General features: G+C 41.2%; 16 protein-coding genes. 10 read left to right on the forward strand and 6 right to left on the reverse strand.

Annotated elements, in window-relative coordinates:
- Positions 1–27 precede the first annotated feature (27 nt).
- The 4 genes from mepK to proQ all read right to left on the reverse strand — a co-directional run bounded on the left by mepK (position 28) and on the right by proQ (position 4,970).
- On the reverse strand, positions 28–588 hold the full coding sequence (mepK, locus tag CFY87_RS01050) for a peptidoglycan L,D-endopeptidase MepK (protein WP_094945457.1): 561 nt from the start codon (positions 586–588) through the stop codon (positions 28–30).
- A 79-nt stretch (positions 589–667) separates the two neighbouring features.
- A complete protein-coding gene (locus tag CFY87_RS01055; protein ID WP_094945458.1) occupies positions 668–2,143 on the reverse strand; it encodes a L,D-transpeptidase family protein in 1,476 nt (491 codons plus the stop codon).
- Positions 2,144–2,208: 65 nt separating this feature from the next.
- The gene (prc, locus tag CFY87_RS01060; protein ID WP_094945459.1) at positions 2,209–4,248 is read right to left on the reverse strand and encodes a carboxy terminal-processing peptidase; all 2,040 of its coding nucleotides are present in this window, start codon (positions 4,246–4,248) and stop codon (positions 2,209–2,211) included.
- Between the two features lie 92 nt (positions 4,249–4,340).
- Entirely contained in the window at positions 4,341–4,970 is a 630-nt protein-coding gene (gene proQ, locus CFY87_RS01065; RefSeq protein ID WP_094945460.1) for an RNA chaperone ProQ, read from the reverse strand.
- A gap of 192 nt (positions 4,971–5,162) precedes the next feature.
- On the opposite strand from proQ, the gene CFY87_RS01070 reads away from it, so the two are divergent.
- The 10 genes from CFY87_RS01070 to hflX all read left to right on the forward strand — a co-directional run bounded on the left by CFY87_RS01070 (position 5,163) and on the right by hflX (position 19,783).
- A complete protein-coding gene (locus CFY87_RS01070) occupies positions 5,163–6,416 on the forward strand; it encodes a paraquat-inducible protein A (RefSeq protein ID WP_094945461.1) in 1,254 nt (417 codons plus the stop codon).
- A complete protein-coding gene (locus CFY87_RS01075; RefSeq protein WP_094945462.1) occupies positions 6,400–9,048 on the forward strand; it encodes a PqiB family protein in 2,649 nt (882 codons plus the stop codon). The genes CFY87_RS01070 and CFY87_RS01075 overlap by 17 nt, the downstream gene beginning before the upstream one ends.
- Positions 9,049–9,202: 154 nt before the next feature.
- On the forward strand, positions 9,203–11,101 hold the full coding sequence (gene parE, locus CFY87_RS01080) for a DNA topoisomerase IV subunit B (RefSeq protein ID WP_094945670.1): 1,899 nt from the start codon (positions 9,203–9,205) through the stop codon (positions 11,099–11,101).
- 43 nt (positions 11,102–11,144) lie between these two features.
- Positions 11,145–13,397 carry a DNA topoisomerase IV subunit A gene (parC, locus tag CFY87_RS01085; protein WP_094945463.1) on the forward strand — a complete coding sequence of 751 codons (2,253 nt, stop codon included), beginning with the start codon at positions 11,145–11,147 and terminating at the stop codon, positions 13,395–13,397.
- Between the two features lie 98 nt (positions 13,398–13,495).
- Positions 13,496–13,975: a tRNA (adenosine(37)-N6)-threonylcarbamoyltransferase complex ATPase subunit type 1 TsaE gene (gene tsaE / locus CFY87_RS01090; RefSeq protein WP_094945464.1), complete on the forward strand. Its 480-nt coding sequence runs from the start codon at positions 13,496–13,498 to the stop codon at positions 13,973–13,975.
- A gap of 14 nt (positions 13,976–13,989) precedes the next feature.
- The gene (locus CFY87_RS01095; RefSeq protein WP_094945465.1) at positions 13,990–15,183 is read left to right on the forward strand and encodes an N-acetylmuramoyl-L-alanine amidase; all 1,194 of its coding nucleotides are present in this window, start codon (positions 13,990–13,992) and stop codon (positions 15,181–15,183) included.
- Positions 15,184–15,192: 9 nt separating this feature from the next.
- Positions 15,193–17,040 (forward strand): DNA mismatch repair endonuclease MutL, encoded by a 1,848-nt coding sequence (gene mutL, locus CFY87_RS01100; RefSeq protein ID WP_094945466.1) that lies wholly within the window; start codon positions 15,193–15,195, stop codon positions 17,038–17,040.
- Positions 17,040–17,972: a tRNA (adenosine(37)-N6)-dimethylallyltransferase MiaA gene (gene miaA, locus CFY87_RS01105; protein WP_094945467.1), complete on the forward strand. Its 933-nt coding sequence runs from the start codon at positions 17,040–17,042 to the stop codon at positions 17,970–17,972. The genes mutL and miaA overlap by 1 nt, the downstream gene beginning before the upstream one ends.
- A gap of 129 nt (positions 17,973–18,101) precedes the next feature.
- A complete protein-coding gene (hfq, locus tag CFY87_RS01110) occupies positions 18,102–18,392 on the forward strand; it encodes an RNA chaperone Hfq (RefSeq protein ID WP_094945468.1) in 291 nt (96 codons plus the stop codon).
- A gap of 2 nt (positions 18,393–18,394) precedes the next feature.
- The gene (gene hflX / locus CFY87_RS01115) at positions 18,395–19,783 is read left to right on the forward strand and encodes a ribosome rescue GTPase HflX (RefSeq protein WP_094945469.1); all 1,389 of its coding nucleotides are present in this window, start codon (positions 18,395–18,397) and stop codon (positions 19,781–19,783) included.
- 146 nt (positions 19,784–19,929) lie between these two features.
- On the opposite strand, the gene cmoB is transcribed toward hflX, so the two are convergent.
- On the reverse strand, positions 19,930–20,898 hold the full coding sequence (gene cmoB / locus CFY87_RS01120) for a tRNA 5-methoxyuridine(34)/uridine 5-oxyacetic acid(34) synthase CmoB (protein WP_094945470.1): 969 nt from the start codon (positions 20,896–20,898) through the stop codon (positions 19,930–19,932).
- 1 nt (position 20,899) lies between these two features.
- Positions 20,900–22,450, reverse strand: coding sequence for a sodium/proline symporter PutP (putP, locus tag CFY87_RS01125; RefSeq protein WP_094945471.1), 1,551 nt, complete (start codon positions 22,448–22,450; stop codon positions 20,900–20,902).
- Between the last annotated feature and the right edge of the window lie 37 nt (positions 22,451–22,487).

Consider the following 22,487-nt stretch of genomic DNA (forward strand, 5'->3'; position numbering starts at 1 on the left):
GCGGTCATTTTATTTAAAGTTTTATCATCAACTACCGCGCCAAGTTCGCACAGGACCAGTATCAATATGCACGAAATTACTGTGCGGATAATAGCCCACGCCACCATTATTCAGATGTTCTGCAACTTGCTTCACTTTACTTAACGCCACACCATTAATACGAAAATCTACCGCTTGTCCACGCATATGATAACTATTACGAGCAACTCCATGGCTTTGACGACGCATAGCAGCATTGCTCACTGGAGAGCGATAACCGCTAATTACTTGAATTTCTACCGTATGTAATCCTAAGGCATTTTGAATAGCATAAAACTTAGTAAATAACTTAGGATCCATTTTATACACCTGATTATTCCGTCTATCCCGCATCAAATGATTCATCTTTTCCAATACAGTTGAAGAAAATCCTCGTCCGACACGGAATTCCGCCGTGAGCTTATCTCCCGTGTTGATATTTCTAAAACTCAACATACGTGGTCTGGACGTAGATACCAACGCTAACAAATGATTAGGTAATAAGGACATCCCCAATACTGCACCACCTAAAGATAACCATCGACGACGACCGTGACTTACTTTATTCATTACCTATTTACCCTTAAAAATTACAATATATTGCTGTTGCTCAAACAAGCCACGATAAATACCATAAGTTATTACCTGATTAATTTAAATAATAATTCACTGTATCCCAATTAATATAAGTGATCTCCGACAAAGTATCATAACCATAAATATCCGGCAGAGTTTGTACTTTACCGTTATCTACCCAAGCGGTAACATAATACAAATAAACTGGATTATCGGAACGAACATCTGCCCAAACGGTTTTTTTACTTTTCAATACCTGTTGTTTTTTACTTTCCGTCCAGCCCGCTTCCTTCAATAAAATAGAAGCCAGCACATCTGCTCTATTGACACGAATACAACCGGAACTCAATGCTCTGTTTTTACGCCCAAACAATGCATGATTTGGCGTGTCGTGTAAATAAATCGCATCGGAACTTGGCATATTAAATTTATAATTACCCAATACGCTATCACCCGGAGCTTGGCGTATATGATAAGGAAAACGGCTACCTATTGTTGCCCAATCAATAGAATAAGGATCAATTTCTCGCCCTTTACTGTCTAAAATTGTATATCCGTTACGTGTTACATAACTCGGATCCGGCTTAATCTTAGGCACCAAATCCTCATTAATCAAACGCGGTGTAGGGTTCCACGGAGGATTAACCACAACATTGCTTAACTGACTATACATTACCGGAGTTTTACGATCCTTCCTTCCGACAATAACACGAGAGGTTAAAACCAATTTACCGTCTCGTCTATATTCTAATTGATAACTGGGAATATTCACGAAAATACCGTTATCAAAACTTGGAATAATACGTAAGCGCTGTGCATTAACCGCTAATTTATAAATCGTCTTTTTATCTGTCGAACCATTGGCAAGCAATGAAGACAATTTCGCTGTTGTTTGTTGATAAAGCATATTTTGAGGCACAAGCGCGGTCACAAATTTTAAATTTTCACCTTTTTTTACCGCACTTAGCCAACTTTGTATCTGCTCCCCAGTTGGAGGCAATGCTTGATAAGCATTAACTGAATATAACCATTTTTGTGCCGAATTCATCACATTATTGGCGTAATACAGATAATCCAAAAAAGCATCTGTCAATAAAATATCATATACCAGCCCACCGGTTGGTGCTGCCTTGCCAAGATCCTCTAAAGATTTTGCCGAACGCTTAGAAATACCACTAGAAACCATAGCGGCATATTCCCTTAGAAAAGCCTTTTCTGCTGCTTTATCTGCCCATAATAAAACATAATCAGATTGCCCATAAACATTGACTAACACAGATTTAAACTGCAATTCCTGCGTTCCAATTAAATCCATTAAACGCTGCTCTGACCGCTGCTGAAGCTGCTTTTCCTCCGCCTTACGTACAGCGTTCAACTGCGCTGCAATCGCTTTTTGCTCTAAGACCAGTTGCGCATTAGTTAAAGGTATATTGAGCGCTCGATTTTCGGATATTGGTTGTAGTGCCGATTTTGATATTCCATTGGTACTGTAAACAAGTGACGCCAGCAATACAAAATGTACTAATTTGAAAGAAACATTCTTTAACATGACACATTCCCCCAAATTAATCAAAAACGACCGCACTTTATCTACAACCTAAAAACTGCTATCTGCTATTTTGATGGTACATTATTCTCTTTTTTAGTTAAAAAAAGAACATAATCTACTACTATTTTTTCAACCTCTTTTAAGAAAAAATCAGGTGCTTCATAGTCTTTCGGTAAATCATCAATATTTTTCAATGGCTTTTTACCTTCACGTTTAAAGCGCGCATTAATATCTTTTAAATATCTCGCTTCATCTTGATCATTTTCCGCTTTGCGTGTCGCAAAATTAAGTGATAAATATTTACGCGCACGACGGTCTTCACGAATACGAAGATCTTCATTTAACGCAATAAACTCTGGATCTTTAGCCACACGTTCATTATGTTTTTCAATTAAGAAAGCCACAGCTTCACGCGCATTACCTACCTCAGAATAAGAAGCTGGTGGAATTTTATCCCAAGGTAACGCATTATCTTCCTTATCTTCACCGTTCTCATTGGCATCAATGACTTCGGGCAATTTAATATCCGGTGCAACCCCTTTCAATTGCGTACTTCCACCATTGATACGATAAAACTTTTGAATGGTATATTGAATATTGCCCAGCGGAGTTTGATTCAAATCAAAAGTAAAGTTTAACGATCTATTTTGTTGCACGGTTCCTTTACCGAAAGTATTCTGCCCAACAATAATCGCACGATTATAATCTTGCATTGCCGCTGCAAAAATTTCTGATGCCGAAGCGCTAAAACGATCGATCATCACTAACAACGGACCGGCATAAACTTGCGCACTGTCAGGATCTTCGTGAATACGGATACGCTGATAAGCATCACGCACTTGTACCACCGGACCATCACTGATAAATAATCCGCTTAATCCAACCGCTTCAGTTAAAGCGCCACCGCCGTTTTCACGTAAATCAATAATCACGGATGAGGCTTTTTTCGATTTAATTTCCTCCAATAATTTTTTCACATCTTCTGTTAAACCAAGATAGAAACTTGGGATTTTAATAACCGCCACATTTTCACCGTTTACTTTTTCAACGGTTAATTTTGCTGCCTGATCTTCAAGACGAACTTTATCGCGAACAAGGGTAATAATATACGATTTGCCACCTTTTTCCGGCTCAATTTCCAACCGCACTTTTGTCCCTTTTTTCCCTTTGATTTTGTCAACAATATCATCCAAGCGCCAACCGACTACATCTTCAATTTCACCGGTCGCTTGTCCGACCCCAATAATTTTATCACCCGCTTTAATTTTTTTACTGCGATCTGCCGGGGCACCGGGAACTAAAGATTTAATAATCGTTTCATCATCTTCCGATTGTAAGGTTGCCCCAATCCCCTCTAAGGATAAATTCATGCTTTCGTTAAAACTTTTTGCAGTTCTTGGCGCTAAATAACTGGTATGAGGATCAATTTCGCGCGTAAACGCATTAAGATAAACTTGTACAATGTCATCCGCTTTAGTTTGCGTTAAACGCCGAATCGCCAAATTATAACGTTTAGTTAATTTCGTTTTAATTTCTGACCATTTTTTATCTTTCAGCTTTAAATTAATAACATCATTTTTAACGCGCTGTGCCCAAAGCTCATTGGCTTCCACCTCATTTTTTGGCCAAGCTGCCTTTTCACGATCGATTTCAATACTATCATTTTCCTTTAAATTGGGCTCGGTATCCAATAACGATAATGCATATTTATAACGCTCATAACGGCGCTTCATCATCAAATCGTACATTTCAAACGCCGCAGTCAAGATCCCTTGATTTAACTGCTCACCAAGCTTCTTCGCATATTTGGAACGCATCTGATCAACATCGGATTGATAAAAAGTATTGTGACTAAAATCTAAATTTTTCAGATAACGATCAAAGATTTTTTCTGAAAACTCCTCATCCAATTGAAACTTACGATAATGAGATTGCGTTAAACGTGTTGTTAACCTTTTGGTTGCCAACATATTTTCCTCTGTTGGCTGCGGTAACACAATGTCGGCAGGTTTAATCTTAGGTTCACTGGATAAGGCGGTATTGGAACTGACAAATGACACGCCTAACAATAACGCAGTTAAATAGCCTTTTAATTTAAATTTCATGGAACTTTCCTAATTCAAAATATCCGGTGATAATGCCAAAAGCTATTATAGCTATACCTTGACTTTATAACTTAAAATAACCCAATATTTTATTATAAAAACAAACGATCCGTCGTAACAGTAATGATTAATCCGCTATCAAGTTCAACTCTAGCATTCTCTTTCGTTATCTCTAAAATAGTAGCTTTTTTCGCATGATCGCCAGCTTTTACCTTCACCTTATCTCCTTTCACTAAATGACTCGGCTCTGCACTCACCAAATCTACTTTAGGCTTATAAGCCACTTTCGGAGCAGATTTTTTCACGTCTTTTTTCGTCGCACCATCACCTCCAACCGAACGTTTTTTTGCTACTTTCGGCTTGTTGGCTTTTTCTAATGCACGCTTTTCCGCTATTTTTGCTTTGGCTTCCGCCAATTGTTTGGCAGCATGTTCGGCGTGTTCTTGAGCTAATTCACCGCAAGGCTCGCCATTTAAATCCACGCGTACCGCCCCCGGTTTGCAACCGTGCAAATATCGCCAATTGGAAGTATATTGACGCAACGCTTGACGAAGTTGCGTTTTGCTTACGCGTTCGTCATCAGCTAAAGCTTCGGCTAAATCTTGAAATAAACCGATTTTTAACGGTTTTGCTTCACCTTCCAAAGAAAAACAGCGAGGAAATTTTTCCGCTAAATAAGCAATAATTTCTTTATTATTTATTAATTTTTGAATATCGGTCATGGGAGAGTCCTGTATACAACAATTTTAAAGTAGAAAAACTTGCAATAGTTTATCTTAATTTCAACAAAAATGACAATTCTTTCATTGGCGACACACACAAATAACCAATAATTTATTTAAAAACCGGATAACTCGGTATAGAATGTAGCAAATTTACAGCGCCCGTTTGTTTCAAAGGCATAACATAGTGGTATGAAAGCAGAGCAACTTAATTTACAAACCAGCAAATTCCATTTAACAAGATGTTCCGATTGCGACACGCTTGTCACCGTTTGCTCGCTTGAAAAAAACCAATACGCTGAATGTCCGCGCTGTCACAATACTTTACATTCCGGCAGTCGCTGGGAATTACACCGCTGTGCGATGATCGCACTTTCAATCTTAATTTTAATGCCCTTTGCGTTGCATTACCCGTTATTAAGCATTAATTTATTAGGTGCTAAAATTGATGCCTCCGTCTGGCAAGGCATTTGGAAAATGGCAGTGCAGGGGTATCCTTATACTGCCTTTATGATCTTTTTTTGTGCGGTTTTTATGCCCATATCCTTTGCTTTGCTGGTGATCTTATTGCGCTTGGCGCAATTATTTAAGGTCAGACCTCGTAACCTGTTGCTCTCCCTTTCCTATATCAAACCTTGGGTGATGTTTGATGTTTATTTGATAGCGCTGGGCGTAACAATTTTCAAGGTGCGCGAATATGCCGAATTAACCCTTGATATTTACTTAATTGCATTTGTTTTCACCGCACTTTTAACCACATTATTATTTATCAAATTAAATTTGAATGCCTTATGGTATGATTTTTATCCAAATAAACCGCTGTTAACTGCCACGCAACCGCAACAAGGGCAAAGTTGTACCGCGTGTAATTACACCTTTAAATATGTCGGACAAGATAGCAAAGGACGCCCGATTTGTCCGCGTTGTTTATGTACCTTAAATACCACGGACCGAATTAAATTACAACGTACTTGGGCAACACTTATCGCCGGCATTATCATGATTATTCCGGCAAATTTATTGCCCATGTCAATTATTTATGTCAACGGTTCGCCAAGTGCAGATACTCTCATGTCAGGTGTCATGTCATTTATGGATATGGGCAGCTACTTTATTGCGTTCGTGGTGTTTACCGCCAGTATTTTTGTTCCGTTTAGTAAAATTATTATCATGCTCTATCTCCTAATGAGCATCCATTTTCACTGGCACCATTCAATTAAATGGCAAATGCGCTTATTGCATATCGTGCATTTTGTCGGTCGCTGGTCTATGTTGGACTTATTTGTCTTAGCGCTCATGATGTCTTTAGTCAGTCGCGGACAAATTATCGATTTTTCCGTCGGTCCCGCCGCCTTTTACTTCGGTGCTGCCGTCTTTTTAACCATGATTTCAACATCACAATTTGACAGTCGTTTACTTTGGAAGATCTATGACAGAAAACAATAATTCCCCATCAATTAAAAATACATACGAACAAATTCACGCCAAAGTGAAACAAAATAAACGGATTTCACCATTTTGGTTGTTGCCTTTTGTTGCATTTTGTATCGGCGCCATCTTGTTTTTCCAAATAATCCAAGAACAAGGAATCAATATAAAAATCACCTTTATCAACGGAGACGGAATTATTGCCAATAAAACCCCTATCCGCTATCAAGGGTTGCAAATTGGCGTGGTTAAAAAAGTCAACTTTACCGAAGATCTTAAACAGGTTGAAGTACTGGCAAGTATCGATCCGGAGGCGAAAACCGTCTTGCGTCAACATACCAAATTCTGGGTAGTTCGTCCGAGTGCTTCACTTGCCGGGATTTCCGGGATTGATGCTTTAGTATCCGGCAACTATATCACGCTGCAACCGAGCGACGGGGATTTTGAAGACGAATTTATTGCCGAAACCGAAGGTCCTATTGCCCAATTGAATGACGGAGATTTATTAGTTCATCTGTTATCTGATGATTTAGGTTCAATTTCTATCGGCGCATCAGTCTATTTCAAAAAAATTCCGGTAGGGAAAATTTATGATTACCGCTTGGTTGAAAATAACAAGGTTGAAATTGATATTGTGATTGACAAAACTTATGCCGGTTACGTCAAACAAGACAGCCACTTTTGGAATATTAGCGGCGTGAATGCGGATATCAATTTATCCGGTATCCGCATTGATATGAGCAGTCTTAATGCTATCGTGCAAGGCGCGGTAGCATTCGATTCGCCAATCGATAGTCAACCGGCCAAAAACAATCAAAAATTCACCCTATATTCTAATTTGCATGCGGCAAAACGTGGTGTGCAAATTAACGTGAGAATTCCCAATGTTGCCGGTTTGCAAACCGGGAAAACGGAAGTGTATTCGGATGATACCGCCATTGGCGTCCTTTCCGAATTAAGTGCGGTGGAAAATAACGAAGATTTGTTACAAGGAAAATTGTTAATCGATCCGAACTTGGGTTATCTATTTAAAGACCGGAGTCAAATCGTACTGCGCAACAAAAAACTTAGCCTTGGTGATATCACCAACGTAAAAAAAGTATTACGCGGCGATTATTTCCAAGTATTACCCGGCGGTGGAGAAAGAAAAACTGACTTTACCGTTATCAAAGAAAGCGAATGGTTAATAAAACAACCGAATACCTTATTACTGACACTCAATGCACCGGAAACTTTCGGTGTTGGCGAGGGCGAGCCGATTTACTATAACCATATTCAAATCGGGCAAATCATCCGCCAAAACGTCAATGTAGAAGGGGTTAAATTTCAAGTAGGCATTGCTGAACAATATCGTCATTTAATCCATAAAAACACCCTGTTTATCGCCGCGTCCAATTTTGAAGTCAATCTAGGGCTTGACGGATTAAAAATCGAAGCTGCTCATCCGGAAACTTGGTTACAAGGCGGTATTCGCATTATTAATAACGGAAAAAATCAAGGTAAAGCATTAGAAAGTTATCCTCTCTACAGTAGCTTAAGCAACGCAGAAAATGGCATCACTAATGAGGAAATTAACGCGGATATTACGCTCACCTCAACGCACCTGCCGAATATTAACAAAGAATCCATCGTGCTTTATCGCCAATATGAAGTCGGCAAAATTCTTGATGTGCGACCGGAAACCGATCATTTTGAAGTGGACATATTGTTATATCCAAAATACAAAAAATTGTTGACCGACAAAAGTATTTTCTGGGTAGAAAGTGCCGCACAAGTTGATATTACCCCAAAAGGTATCAGCATTCAGGCAAGCCCTATCGGACGCTCACTGAAAGGAGCGATCAGTTTTGATAATACCGGTTCAGGCAAACAAAAAACCTTATATGCCAATGAATTACGTGCAAAATCTGCCGGTCAAGTGATCAACTTGACTGCCAATGATGCCTCCAATTTAAGCAAAGGTATGACCTTGCGCTATATGGGTTTAACTGTCGGCGAAGTGGATCAAGTGCGCTTAAATAATAACAAAAACGGAATTATTGCGACCGCACTTATTCACCCCAATTATATGTCCTTGGTGGCGAAAGAAGGTAGTCAGTTTAAGGTGATTTCACCGCAAATTTCCGCCGGCGGTATCAAAAATTTAGACAGTTTATTACAACCTTATATTGATGTTGAAGCTGGCAAAGGAAAATATAAAACCCAATTTAGTTTACAACAATCGGCTTCAACGCCGATAAAATATGGTGACGGACTCCCGATCATTTTAGAAACTTCGGATGCCAATAATATTAGCATCGGATCGCCGATTTTATACCGTGGTGTCGAAGTGGGAACGGTACGCGAAATTAAGTTAAATTCCTTGGGAGACCGCGTATTGGTGCATATTACCATTGCCAATAAATATCAGCATCTGGTACGCCAAAACTCGGAATTCTGGATTGCCTCAGGCTATGGCATGGACATTGGTTTCAGCGGCGTTTCCATTAATACCGGTTCAATGCAACAATTACTGAAAGGCGGAATTTCTTTCTCCACACCATCCGGCACGGTAGTTCAGCCACAAGCCAAAGCGAACCAGCGCTTCTTGCTGCAAATAAAACAACCGCCAAAAGCATCGCACTGGAACTCCGGCGCCATGGCAGAATAATCAATCATTTGCCAATAAAAAATAGAGCCAAAACTGACTACACTTTAGGGTTTGTTCTCTTTGAACAAATCCTAATTCATTCCTTTTACAGGATTTTTTTGTTAGAATCTCCCCCAATTTGACGTCTTATTTATCAAAACAATACACAACTATTATGGCAAATAATTATTCAGCACAAGAAATTACCGTTTTAAAAGATTTGGAACCCGTTCAATTACGCCCGGGAATGTACACCGACACCTCGCGCCCAAACCATTTGGGACAAGAAGTTATCGACAACAGCGTTGATGAAGCTTTAGCAGGTCATGCGACCCATATTCAAGTGATCTTACATCCGGATCAATCCCTTGAAGTCATTGATAATGGGCGCGGTATGCCGGTGGATATTCATCCGACGGAAAAGATTTCCGGTGTTGAAGTGATTTTGACCAAACTCCACGCCGGCGGAAAATTCTCCAACAAAAATTATGAATTTGCCGGTGGCTTACATGGCGTGGGAATTTCGGTGGTCAACGCCTTATCTGAACGTGTGGATATTACGATTAAACGCAACGGACAAGTGTATAAAATTGCCTTTGAAAATGGCGTAAAAGTAGAAGAATTAACAGTCGTTGGCACCTGCGGACGCCGCAATACCGGCACAACCGTACATTTCAAACCCAATCCGAAATATTTTGACAGTGCGAAATTTTCTGTTTCTCGCCTGCGCCATTTACTGCGCGCCAAAGCAGTGTTGTGTTCCGGTTTAGAAATTAAATTTATCGATAAAATTAATCAAAGCGAAGATGTTTGGTTATATCAAGATGGCTTATCCGATTATTTGCAGGAGGCTGTTCAAGATATGACTACTTTGCCGCAAACACCATTTCTCGGTGAAGTAAAAGGAAGATCTGAAGCCGCAAGTTGGGCATTATTATGGTTGCCGGAAGGCGGCGAATCGGTCGCGGAAAGCTATGTCAATTTGATCCCGACTATTCAAGGTGGAACGCATGTCAACGGATTGCGTCAAGGCTTATTGGACGCCATGCGTGAATTTTGTGAATTACGAAATTTACTGCCGAAAAATGTCAAATTAACCGCTGATGATATTTGGGATCGCTGCGCCTATGTATTGAGTGTCAAAATGCACGATCCTCAATTTGCCGGTCAAACTAAAGAGCGGTTGTCTTCTCGACAAAGTGCGGTATTTGTCAGTGGTGTGGTCAAAGATTCATTTAGCATTTGGTTAAGCCAACATATTCCCGAAGCGGAAGAATTGGCAAAAATGGCGATAAGTTCAGCTGAACGTCGATTACGTGCGGCAAAAAAAGTGGTACGCAAAAAATTAGTCAGCGGACCGGCATTACCGGGTAAATTAGCAGACTGTAGCCAGCAGGATTTGGAAAAAACCGAGCTATTTTTAGTGGAAGGAGATTCTGCCGGCGGTTCTGCAAAACAAGCACGCGATCGCGAATATCAAGCTATTTTGCCACTGCGCGGGAAAATTTTAAATACTTGGGAAGTCTCCGCCGACCAAGTGTTGGGTTCGCAAGAAGTGCATGATATTGCGGTGGCGCTTGGTATCGATCCGGACAATGAGGATTTATCACAATTGCGTTATGGCAAAGTTTGTATTCTCGCGGATGCGGATTCTGACGGACTACATATCGCCACTCTACTTTGCGCCCTCTTTTTGCGCCACTTCCCGAAATTAGTACAAGACGGTCATGTCTATGTCGCCATGCCGCCGCTTTATCGCATTGATGTGGGAAATGATGTTTTTTACGCTTTGGATGAAAGCGAAAAAGAAGGCATTTTGGAACGCTTAAAAACGAAAAAAGGCAAGCTAAACGTACAGCGTTTTAAAGGATTAGGGGAAATGAACCCAAGTCAATTGCGCGAAACTACCATGGATCCGAATACCCGTCGTTTAGTACAACTGACCTTTGACGCTTCGGAAGAACAAAAAACTGAAACCTTTGAGTTAATGGATATGTTACTGGCGAAAAAACGCTCGGAAGATCGTAAAAGTTGGCTGCAAACCAAAGGGGATCAGGTGGAGTTAAGTGTCTAAAGCGCGGTCATTTTTTATCAATTTTATTAACTAAGTCAATGTAATGAAAAATAATATTAACTACGAAGGCATAGAACAGATGCCACTACGCACTTTCACTGAAAGTGCTTATCTTAACTACTCAATGTACGTCATTATGGATCGAGCGTTACCTTTTATCGGTGACGGATTAAAACCAGTACAACGCCGCATTGTGTACTCCATGTCAGAGCTAGGCTTAAACGCCGGCGCTAAATATAAAAAATCAGCGCGTACTGTGGGGGACGTTTTGGGTAAATTCCATCCGCATGGTGATACCGCTTGTTATGAAGCTATGGTGTTGATGGCACAACCTTTTTCCTACCGTTATCCACTGGTTGACGGACAAGGAAACTGGGGAGCACCGGATGATCCGAAATCGTTTGCGGCAATGCGTTATACGGAATCTCGTCTATCAAAAATTTCTGAAATTTTACTGTCCGAATTAGGGCAAGGCACCGTGAATTATCAGCCAAATTTCGACGGAACCCTCGAAGAACCGCAATATCTTCCAGCACGTTTGCCACATATTTTATTAAACGGAACCACCGGCATTGCCGTCGGTATGGCAACAGATATTCCGCCGCATAACCTTAACGAAGTGGCGGAGGCGGCTGTGATGTTATTGGATAATCCTCATGCAAAATTAGACGATTTAATGACCGCACTTCAAGGTCCGGATTATCCGACTGAAGCGGAAATTATCTCGTCCAAAGAAGATATCCGTAAAATTTATGCACAAGGTCGCGGTTCAATTAAAATGCGCGCAGTGTGGAAAAAAGAAGATGGCGAAATTGTGATCAGCGCACTGCCCCATCAAGCCTCACCATCCAAAATTATTGCGCAAATTGCCGAACAAATGACTGCGAAAAAATTGCCAATGGTGGAAGACTTGCGTGATGAAGCGGATCATGAAAATCCGGTACGCATTGTGATCGTCCCACGTTCCAATCGGGTAGATACCGATATGCTGATGGCGCATTTATTTGCCACTACCGATTTAGAAAAAAGTTATCGGGTTAATATGAATATGATTGGGTTAGACGGAAAACCGGCGGTAAAAAATCTCGTGCAAATTTTAACCGAATGGCTGGAATTTCGTCGCACCACCGTCACCCGTCGTTTGCAATACCGATTGGATAAAGTATTGGCGCGCTTACATATTTTGCAAGGTTTATTGATCGCCTTTTTAAATATTGATGAAGTAATTGAAATTATCCGCAATGAAGATAAGCCGAAAAACGTATTAATGGCGCGTTTCCAATTAACGGATGAACAAGCAGAAGCCATTTTAAACTTGCGGTTACGTCAATTAGCCAAATTGGAAGAACACGAATTGCGAGCGGAGCAGGATAAATTAGCGCAAGAACGCGACAGCTTAACACAAATTTTGTCCTCGGAAAAACGCCTTAATACGTTGATTAAAAAAGAAATTCAACAAGACGCTAAAACCTTCTCCAGCCCGCGCCTATCGCCGATTGTTGAACGCGCTGAAGCGAAAGCCATTTCCGAAAATGAAATGGCGCCGGCAGAACCGGTTACTGTCATCTTGTCTAAAATGGGTTGGGTACGCTGTGCCAAGGGACATGATATTGATGCGTCAGGATTAAGCTACAAAACCGGCGATAATTATTTGGCGCACGCTTGTGGCAAAAGCAATCAACCAGTGGTCTTTATTGATAACACCGGTCGCAGTTATGCCCTTGACCCATTATCATTACCTTCCGCCCGTTCGCAAGGGGAACCCTTATCCAGCAAACTGAGTTTGCCGCTTGGCGCCAGTGTGGAACAGGTGTTAATTGAAAATGAAGATCAGGCATTATTAATAGCATCTGATGCAGGATACGGTTTTATTTGCCAATTTAGCGATTTGGTTGCACGCAATAAAGCGGGCAAGGCGGTAATTAGCTTGCCAGAAAATGCCAAAACCTTAACACCGCTTGCCATTACCAATAAAACAGCTTTATTGGTCGCCATTACTTCTGCCGATAGAATGCTCATTTTTCCAGTACAAGATTTGCCGGCACTGGCGAAAGGAAAAGGCAACAAAATTGTCACCATTCCGTCTGTCGCGGCAAAAGCGCGCGAAGAACTGTTGAGTAAATTATTGCTCATTAGCGAAAACGCCTCTCTAGTGTTCCATGCCGGTAAACGCAAAATCACGCTAAAAGCAAACGATTTGCAAAAATTCCGTGCTGAACGCGGACGCAAAGGCAGCAGTTTGCCGCGCGGTTTGCATAGCAATGTTGAAATTGAGGTGATCGAGCCGGAAAATTAGCCAAAATTGTCAAAATAGAGAAAATTGACCGCACGGAATTGTGACATAAACGTTAAAAGTGCGGTACAATTTGAGCAAATTTTACAACGAAAAAGAAAATGACAACACTGACTTATACAACGTTTATCCCTGATGAGATTTCCATGTGTCGTTTTGGTGCATTGCTCATGCAAGCGCTCCTTAATGTGCCGACGGAGAAAGGCATCGTGATTTATTTAAATGGTGATTTAGGTGCCGGAAAAACGACCTTAGCGCGAGGTATGATCCAAAGCTTGGAATATTCCGGAAAAGTAAAAAGCCCTACTTACACTTTAGTGGAAGAATATCATTTAAATGGAAAACAAATCTATCATTTTGATTTATACCGGCTAAGTGACCCGGAAGAGCTGGAATTTATGGGGATTCGTGACTATTTTAATACGGATAGTATTTGTTTAATTGAATGGTCAGAAAAAGGCACCGGCTTATTGCCTAATCCTGACCTCTTGGTTAATATCGATTACAATGACCATACTCGTATCATTAACCTCGTCGCCTGCAGCTCACAAGGCGAACAACTTATTCGCCAACTTTTTTAACTAATTTGAACACAATGCACAAGTTATACTCTTTTATTTTTACTTTATTTTGCTTTTTTAACATAGTACCGCCCGCGATAGCTGATGTGTGGACAATCGCTATTGATCCCGGTCATGGAGGAAAAGATCCGGGAGCGATTAGTCGTAATTTAAAAATTTACGAAAAAAATGTCACATTGGCGATTGCTAAAGAACTCAAAGCATTACTGGATAAAGATCCGAATTTCCGTGCCGTAATGACTCGCAACGGAGATTATTATATTTCTGTACCGGCACGTTCTGAAATTGCTCGTAAAAAAAAGGCAAATTATTTAGTGTCAATCCATGCTGACTCCTCTGTCTCCCCGCTATTACGAGGTGCGTCAGTTTGGGTATTATCCAACCGTCGTGCCAATGATGAAATGGGACAATGGTTAGAGGATGATGAAAAACGATCTGAATTATTAGGCGGTGCAGGAAATGTATTAGCATCTCATCATGAGAAATACTTGGATCAAACCGTATTGGATCTTCAATTCGGGCACAGCCAGCGCGTCGGTTACGAACTGGGCAGTATTGTATTACGCCATTTTGCTACCATTACTAAATTAAGCAGAAATACGCCTCAACATGCCAGTTTAGGTGTATTGCGTTCACCGGATATTCCCTCTATCTTGGTTGAGACCGGTTTTTTATCCAACACTGATGAAGAAAAGAAATTAAATACGCCATCATATCGCAAAAAAATCGCCCGCATCATTTATGACAGCTTAGTAGAATATCGCCGTCGCCATGTAAAACCTACACCGGTTAAAATACATAATAAAACCAATAAAAATAATGCTGTCACTGACAGCGGCATTCGCCATAAAGTAAAAGCCGGTGAAAGCCTTAGCGGTCTAGCCGCTAAATATAAGGTAAAGATCAATGACATCATCACCTTAAACCATTTAAAACGCCGTGAATTATGGATTGGCGAAACGATCAAAATTCCGAGTAAAATGATACCCAATAAGATCGAAGCGTCTAACAAAAATGACTACCGAGAAAAGGGTGTTCAAAACAGCACAAAAATACAGATTCCGAAATACCACACGATCCAAAAAGATCAAACCTTATACGCGGTATCTCGAGAATATAATATTCCGATAAATCAACTATTTAAACTTAATCCCAAATTGAAAGATGGAAAAGTGATTGTCGGACAAAAAGTCCAACTACGTAAATAGGAAATATCAATGAACATAAAAATTCTTCCTCCTCAACTGGCGAACCAAATTGCAGCGGGTGAAGTGGTAGAACGTCCAGCCTCGGTAGTCAAGGAATTAGTGGAAAACAGTCTTGACGCCGGTGCAACAAAAATTCAAATTGATATTGACCATGGGGGAGCGAGCTTAATTCGGATTCGCGATAACGGGATCGGTATTGCTAAATCCGATCTTTCTCTCGCACTGGCACGACATGCCACCAGCAAAATCAGCTCAATTGAAGATCTGGAAGCAATTTTAAGCCTTGGCTTTCGCGGTGAGGCCTTAGCAAGTATCAGCTCCGTCTCCCGCCTCACCCTCACCTCTCGCCCGCAAGATCAAGCGCAAGCTTGGCAGGTTTATGCGCAAGGACGGGATATGGAAACTACCATTCAACCGGCATCTCATCCTGTCGGTACCACTGTTGAGGTCGCCAATCTCTTTTTTAACACACCGGCAAGACGCAAATTTTTACGCACCGACAAAACCGAATTCGCCCATATTGACGAAGTCATTCGGCGCATAGCCCTTGCTAAACCGAGCGTTGCCTTTACCTTGGCCCACAACAATAAAATAGTCAGACAATATAAAAGTGCGATCGATAATTTACAAAAAATGAAACGCGTGGCAGCAATTTGTGGTGAAGATTTTATACAACAGGCACTACAAATTGACTGGAAACATGATCATCTGCATCTCTCCGGTTGGATTGCGCTACCAAGTTATACCCGCTTGCAAAATGATCTGGCTTATAGTTATGTTAATGGCAGAATGGTGCGTGATAAAGTGATTAATCATGCCATCAAACAAGCTTATGCGGAAAAACTGCACGGCGAGCAACATCCTGCATTCGTCTTATTTATTGATTTGGATCCTAACGAAGTGGATGTAAACGTGCATCCCACCAAACATGAAGTGCGCTTCCATCAATCGCGCTTAATTCATGACTTTATTTGGCAAGGTATTTATAACGCGCTACATTCTGCACCGGTACAAACGGATACAAGCGCACTACAAAAAACTGCTTCAGAAAATCCTGCGATGCATTTTCAAGTAAGCGAGCCGCAAGGAAAATGGTCGGTTGCCACAAAGCCTAATCGTGCCGCCGCCGGCAAAAATATCTTTGCCTCAAACACCGGCAATACTGTTGCAACAACATCTTCGGATTTTACACCGCGCTTTACAGAAAGTGCACCACGTACAGCACAAAAAGCCTATACTGAATTAATGTCTACGGAAAAAATCTCAACATTGCCGACAATCACCTCACCACCGACCAGCAATAACCCAACCACTTCGGATACCACAACAATAATCTCCCATGCGGTGTTACATAGTCTGGCATTAGTGGAAAATAAAGCCTTATTATTGCAACAACAGCAACGGTTTTATCTGCTCCCACTGGAGAAATTGCAACGTTTAAAACATCAATTGACGTTACAGCAAGAAAGTCAAAGCCCGCTATTAATTCCGGTGATGTTTCGCTTAACTGCCGCCCAGCAACAACGCTGGCAGCAACAAAAGGATTTTTTTCAACAAGCACAATTTGAATTTAGCGAAAATTTGGCACAACATCGTATTAGTCTCAATAAAGTGCCGAGCTGTTTGCGCCAACATAATTTACAAAAAATTGTGATGAGTTTATTAGCGCAAGACTGTAACGATTTTCCATTATTTTTGACCGCACTTTGTCAACAATTTCCAGCGGAAACTATTCAGGTATTCGCTGATGCGGTCAGTTTATTAAATGAAACGGAACGACGGTTAGGCACGCAAAAAGCCCCCTTAAACGCCTTATTAATACCGATTAATTGGCAACCTTACTTAGAGCAATTATAATGAAATCCACCATCAAACCGTATGCTATTTTTTTAATGGGTCCAACCGCTTCAGGTAAAACCGATCTGGCAATTCAGCTACGCCAACATTTGCCATTGGAAATTATCAGTGTAGATTCTGCGCTCATTTACAAAGGCATGGATATCGGTACTGCCAAGCCAAACGTACAAGAATTGGCATTGGCGCCTCATAGATTGATTGATATTAAAGATCCAAGCGAAAGTTATTCTGCTGCCGAGTTTCGTCGTGATGCAATACGTGAAATGCAGGAAATTAGCGCGCAAGGCAAAATTCCCTTATTAGTCGGCGGAACCATGTTATATTTCAAAGCGTTACTAGAGGGACTTTCCCCCTTGCCTTCCGCGGATGAAAAAGTACGGTCGGAAATTGAAGCAAAAGCAGCGAAATTCGGCTGGTCAGCCTTGCATCAAGAATTAGCCAAAATCGATCCCGTTTCTGCTCGGCGCATTAATCCAAATGATTCGCAACGTATTAATCGCGCCTTAGAAGTATTTTATTTAAGCGGGCAAACGCTCACCACACTTAGCGCACAAAAAAGCGAAGAATTGCCTTATCATATCGACCAATTTGCTATTACACCACAAAATCGTAGTGTACTGCATCAACGTATCGAATGGCGTTTTCATAAAATGATCGCACAAGGGTTCCAACAAGAAGTGGAAAAACTCTATTCTCGTGGCGATTTACATCCGAATTTACCGTCTATTCGTTGCGTAGGTTATCGCCAGATGTGGGAATATTTGCGTGGTGATTATAACCATGAAGAAATGATTTTTCGTGGCATATGTGCTACACGCCAATTAGCAAAGCGCCAAATTACCTGGTTAAGAGGCTGGAAAGCGCCATTACAATGGTTGGATAGTTTACAAATAGAACAAGCTAAGCAACAAATTCTGCAACATTTAAAATAATTTATTGATAGTGATGACATTACTATAGATTACTGATATATTGACAAACGGAGGCACGACTGTTTCTGTATGTTAGACGGTTTCCGTATATTTACACAGCACATAACTATATTAAAGAAGGAAATAAAAATGGCAAAAGGACAATCTCTACAAGATCCTTATTTGAACACGCTACGTCGCGAACGTATTCCAGTCTCAATTTATTTGGTGAACGGTATTAAACTGCAAGGTCAAATCGAATCATTCGACCAATTTGTTATTTTACTCAAAAATACGGTAAACCAAATGGTGTATAAACACGCTATTTCCACAGTGGTTCCGGCACGTTCCGTAACACACCACAACAATAGTACACCACAGCCAACACATCATCATAACCAAGATGTGCAAACTGAAGATACAGATGCCCAATCGGAATAACATTGCAACACTCCAAAAATCAAGCACCGACTGATTCGGCTTCTGTACACTTACAAAGTGCGGTAGATTTTAACAAAATTTCTACCGTTCTTTCTGCTATTTCTCCTTCTCTAAATGCTAATACATTTTCTGCTTGCGACAACGCAATTGTAGTACAAACCTTTTTCTCGCAAAAAAATCTTGATGATCTGCAGGAGTTTCAATCCTTGGCAACTTCCGCCAACGTTCAAATTTTAACGACCATTACTACTTCGCAAACAACGCCACAAGCAAAATATTTTGTCGGACAAGGTAAAGCGGAAGAAATTGCCGAAGCAGTAAAACAATACGACGCGGATGTCGTGTTATTTAACCATAGCCTCACACCGGCGCAAACCCGTAATTTAGAAAGCGTTTTTCAATGTCGTGTAGTTGATCGTACGGGACTTATTCTTGATATTTTTGCGCAACGCGCCCGTTCTCATGAAGGAAAATTGCAAGTCGAACTGGCACAATTAAAACATTTAGCCACCCGCCTTGTGCGCCGTAAAACCGGCTTGGATCAACAAAAAGGCGCGGTTGGTTTACGTGGCCCCGGCGAAACGCAGTTGGAAACTGACCGGCGTTTGATCAAAGTACGTATTGCCCAACTACAAAACCGCTTAGAAAAAGTCGCCAAACAGCGCCAACAAAACCGTCAACCCAGACAAAAATCCGCTATCCCTACAATTTCATTAGTCGGCTATACCAATGCGGGAAAATCGACTTTATTCAATACCTTAACTCAATCCGAGGTGTATGTGGCTGATCAACTTTTTGCCACCTTAGATCCCACCTTAAGACGCCTCTCCGTACAAGATGTGGGGACGACTATTTTAGCGGACACGGTAGGATTTATTCGCGATTTGCCTCATGATTTAATTTCCGCCTTTAAAGCAACCTTGCAAGAAACCACCGAAGCCAGTTTACTACTGCACGTGATTGATGCCTCCGACAGTCGAAATTTAGAAAATATTCAAGCAGTTAACCAAGTATTAGAAGCAATTAACGCCCATCAAGTTCCAACCTTATTGGTTTACAACAAAATAGATCAATTGGAACAATGCGTCCCGCATATTGAATATAATGATCAACAACAGCCTGTCGCTGTTTACCTCTCCGCGCACCGACAGCAAGGAATTACTCTCCTACTTGACGCCATCCGCCAATGTTTAGTTAACGAATTAGTGGAAAGAGAAATTAAACTTAGCGTTAATCAAGGTAAAATCCGTCACGCTCTATATCAACTGAATTGTATCTATCAGGAAACCATCAACGAACAAGGCGAATATCTCCTCCATATCAAACTCAACCAAATTGAATGGGCAAAATTGCTCAAACAATTTCCGGCATTGACTGCATATCAAGCGTAGTTCATGATGACCGACGAAAGCTTCATCTTGTAGTTTTTATGTCCTTTCCTCTATTTGTGAGAAAAAAATCTAATTTTTTATAAGCGAATAAATGATAAAACTCACCAAAAATCCACCGCACTTTCTCTCTCCCACTTATTACCCCGCTATTTATTCGCCAAAATCACTGCTCTTTTAGGGGAGGGATAGCCTTCAATTGTTTTGCTCTGATCTTGCGGATCGAGGAAATCAATTAAACTTTCGTTTTCCAACCAATCGGTTTTGCGTTGCTCCTCAAGGGTCGTCACCGCGACATCCACACAGCGGACATGATAAAAACCGACTTTTTGCAACCAATGAATGAGCGCAGCAACAGAAGGGATAAAATACACATTTTTCATTTTGGCATAACGATCCACAGGCACCAATACCGTATTTTCATCACCATCCACCACCAAGGTTTCCAGCACCAATTCTCCGCCTTTAACCAATTGATTACGCAATTGAGTTAAATGATCCAGCGGCGATTTGCGATGATACAATACGCCCATGGAAAATACCGTATCAAACGCCGCTAGAGGTTGCATTTCTTCAATGCCTAAGGGAATTAAATTGGCTCGACGATCGTTATTTAGCAATTGACGCACCGCCTCAAATTGGCACAAAAATAACTCCGTCGGATCAATTCCAACCACCATTTTTGCGCCCTCGCCAACCATGCGCCACATATGATAACCGCTGCCACAGCCCACATCCAAAATCACGCGATCTTGCAATGGTGCCAAATGTGGCAATACGCGCTCCCATTTAAAATCTGAACGCCATTCACAATCAATATGAATGCCATGCAAATGATAAGGTCCTTTGCGCCAAGGCATTAATTGTTTGAGATGATAAATAATGCGTTGTTTTTCTCCCTCGGATAACGGTAAATCTCGTTCAGATTTAACCGCACTTTTCAGATCAACCCGATCGGCGGTTAAGTGCGGTAGAAAATCAAGCAGTTTCGACCATTTCGCATAATCACCATGAGTTTGCTTTTCCCATTGAGTTAATTGCAAAGGTAAAGTTTCCAGCCATGCCGACAAGGGCGAAAGGGCAATTTGTTGATAAAAAGGACGAAAATCAATGCTCATATTATAATGCCTGTTTATACGCTTTATCCGCTTGCTCAAAAGTGTCTTGAATCGCTTGGCTTGGTGCAGCGGATAACAAGGACACCACCAAGATAGCAAGGCCGGCTAAAATAAATCCCGGGATCATTTCATAAATATTGTACCAATCATTTTGGCTAATCGTTTCTCCCGCACCAGCCCACAACAGAACATTTGCCACCACACTTTTCCAAGCAAACACAGTAATCGCGCCGGTTAACATCCCCGCCATTGCCGCAGAAGCAGTCATGCGTTTCCAAAATAAGGAAAATAACACCACCGGACCAAAAGCACAACCAAATCCAGCCCAAGCAAATTGTACCAAAACCAACACTTTACTGTTTTCATCTTGCGCTATCCAAATGGCAATTGCAGCAATCAACAACACCATTGCGCGCCCAAGCCAAACCAATTCTTTTTCGCCGGCTTTCGGGCGAATAAAGCCTTTGTAAAAATCTTCAGTAATGGCACTGGAAGAAATCAATAATTGGCAACTTAAGGTACTCATCACCGCCGCTAAAATTGCCGATAATAAAATCCCTGCAATCCATGGGTTAAACAATAATTGAGCCAATTCGATAAACACTTGTTCAGGTTCATTGTTCACAATACCGGAAACGGAGGGATTGGCATAAAAATACGCAATACCAAAAAAACCAATGCCCACCGCACCGACTAAGCATAAAATCATCCAAGTGATACTAATACGTCGCGCTTGCGTTAAGGATTTCACGGAATCCGCCGCCATAAAACGGGCAAGAATATGCGGTTGACCGAAATAACCTGCCCCCCAAGCAGTAAGACTAAATAAACCCAGTATGGTGGTTCCCTTAAAAATATCAGTAAAATCTTTTTGCACCGCCATTTCCGCTTGCGCCAATACCTGTTGAAATTCATCTACGCCACCGATACTCAAAACTACATAAACCGGCGTTAAAATCAAAGCGAAAATCATTAAAGTCGCTTGAATGGTATCCGTCCAACTGACCGCTAAAAACCCACCGATAAAGGTATAGGCAATGGTCGCTAAGGCGCCATACCAAAGGGCGACGGAATAATCAATATGGAAAAGATTTTGAAATAATTTTGCTCCCGCTACCACGCCGGATGCGCAATAAATGGTAAAAAAGACCAAAATAATGGTTGCAGAAACCATTTTAAGCAACGGGTGACTTGCACCAAATCGATTATGAAAATATTCCGGTAACGTCAAAGCATTATGATTAAACTCGGTATAAACCCGCAACCGTCCGGCAACAAACAACCAGTTAAGATACGCGCCGATAGTTAAACCGATAGCAATCCATCCTTCCACCAGCCCAGAAAGGTAAACGGCACCCGGCAATCCCATTAATAACCACCCCGACATATCCGACGCACCTGCGGACATTGCGGTAACAAAACTGCCAAGACGACGTCCACCTAAAATATAATCTGATAAATTGTTGGTATAATAATAAGCTAACACGCCAATCAACAACATTCCGAAAATATAGACAGTAAACGTAACCATTGTTGGATCAAATCCAAACATCATGACCTCACACTATGATTTATCGTACGAAAATTTG

This window comes from Actinobacillus seminis (assembly GCF_002263215.1).
Lineage (GTDB): Bacteria > Pseudomonadota > Gammaproteobacteria > Enterobacterales > Pasteurellaceae > Actinobacillus_B > Actinobacillus_B seminis.

Coding starts and splice junctions, on each gene's coding strand:
- mepK (WP_094945457.1), bottom strand. CDS start 588: ATGAATAAAGTAAGTCACGGTCGTCGTCGATGGTTATCTTTAGGTGGT.
- CFY87_RS01055 (WP_094945458.1), bottom strand. CDS start 2,143: ATGTTAAAGAATGTTTCTTTCAAATTAGTACATTTTGTATTGCTGGCG.
- prc (WP_094945459.1), bottom strand. CDS start 4,248: ATGAAATTTAAATTAAAAGGCTATTTAACTGCGTTATTGTTAGGCGTG.
- proQ (WP_094945460.1), bottom strand. CDS start 4,970: ATGACCGATATTCAAAAATTAATAAATAATAAAGAAATTATTGCTTAT.
- CFY87_RS01070 (WP_094945461.1), top strand. CDS start 5,163: ATGAAAGCAGAGCAACTTAATTTACAAACCAGCAAATTCCATTTAACA.
- CFY87_RS01075 (WP_094945462.1), top strand. CDS start 6,400: ATGACAGAAAACAATAATTCCCCATCAATTAAAAATACATACGAACAA.
- parE (WP_094945670.1), top strand. CDS start 9,203: ATGGCAAATAATTATTCAGCACAAGAAATTACCGTTTTAAAAGATTTG.
- parC (WP_094945463.1), top strand. CDS start 11,145: ATGAAAAATAATATTAACTACGAAGGCATAGAACAGATGCCACTACGC.
- tsaE (WP_094945464.1), top strand. CDS start 13,496: ATGACAACACTGACTTATACAACGTTTATCCCTGATGAGATTTCCATG.
- CFY87_RS01095 (WP_094945465.1), top strand. CDS start 13,990: ATGCACAAGTTATACTCTTTTATTTTTACTTTATTTTGCTTTTTTAAC.
- mutL (WP_094945466.1), top strand. CDS start 15,193: ATGAACATAAAAATTCTTCCTCCTCAACTGGCGAACCAAATTGCAGCG.
- miaA (WP_094945467.1), top strand. CDS start 17,040: ATGAAATCCACCATCAAACCGTATGCTATTTTTTTAATGGGTCCAACC.
- hfq (WP_094945468.1), top strand. CDS start 18,102: ATGGCAAAAGGACAATCTCTACAAGATCCTTATTTGAACACGCTACGT.
- cmoB (WP_094945470.1), bottom strand. CDS start 20,898: ATGAGCATTGATTTTCGTCCTTTTTATCAACAAATTGCCCTTTCGCCC.
- putP (WP_094945471.1), bottom strand. CDS start 22,450: ATGTTTGGATTTGATCCAACAATGGTTACGTTTACTGTCTATATTTTC.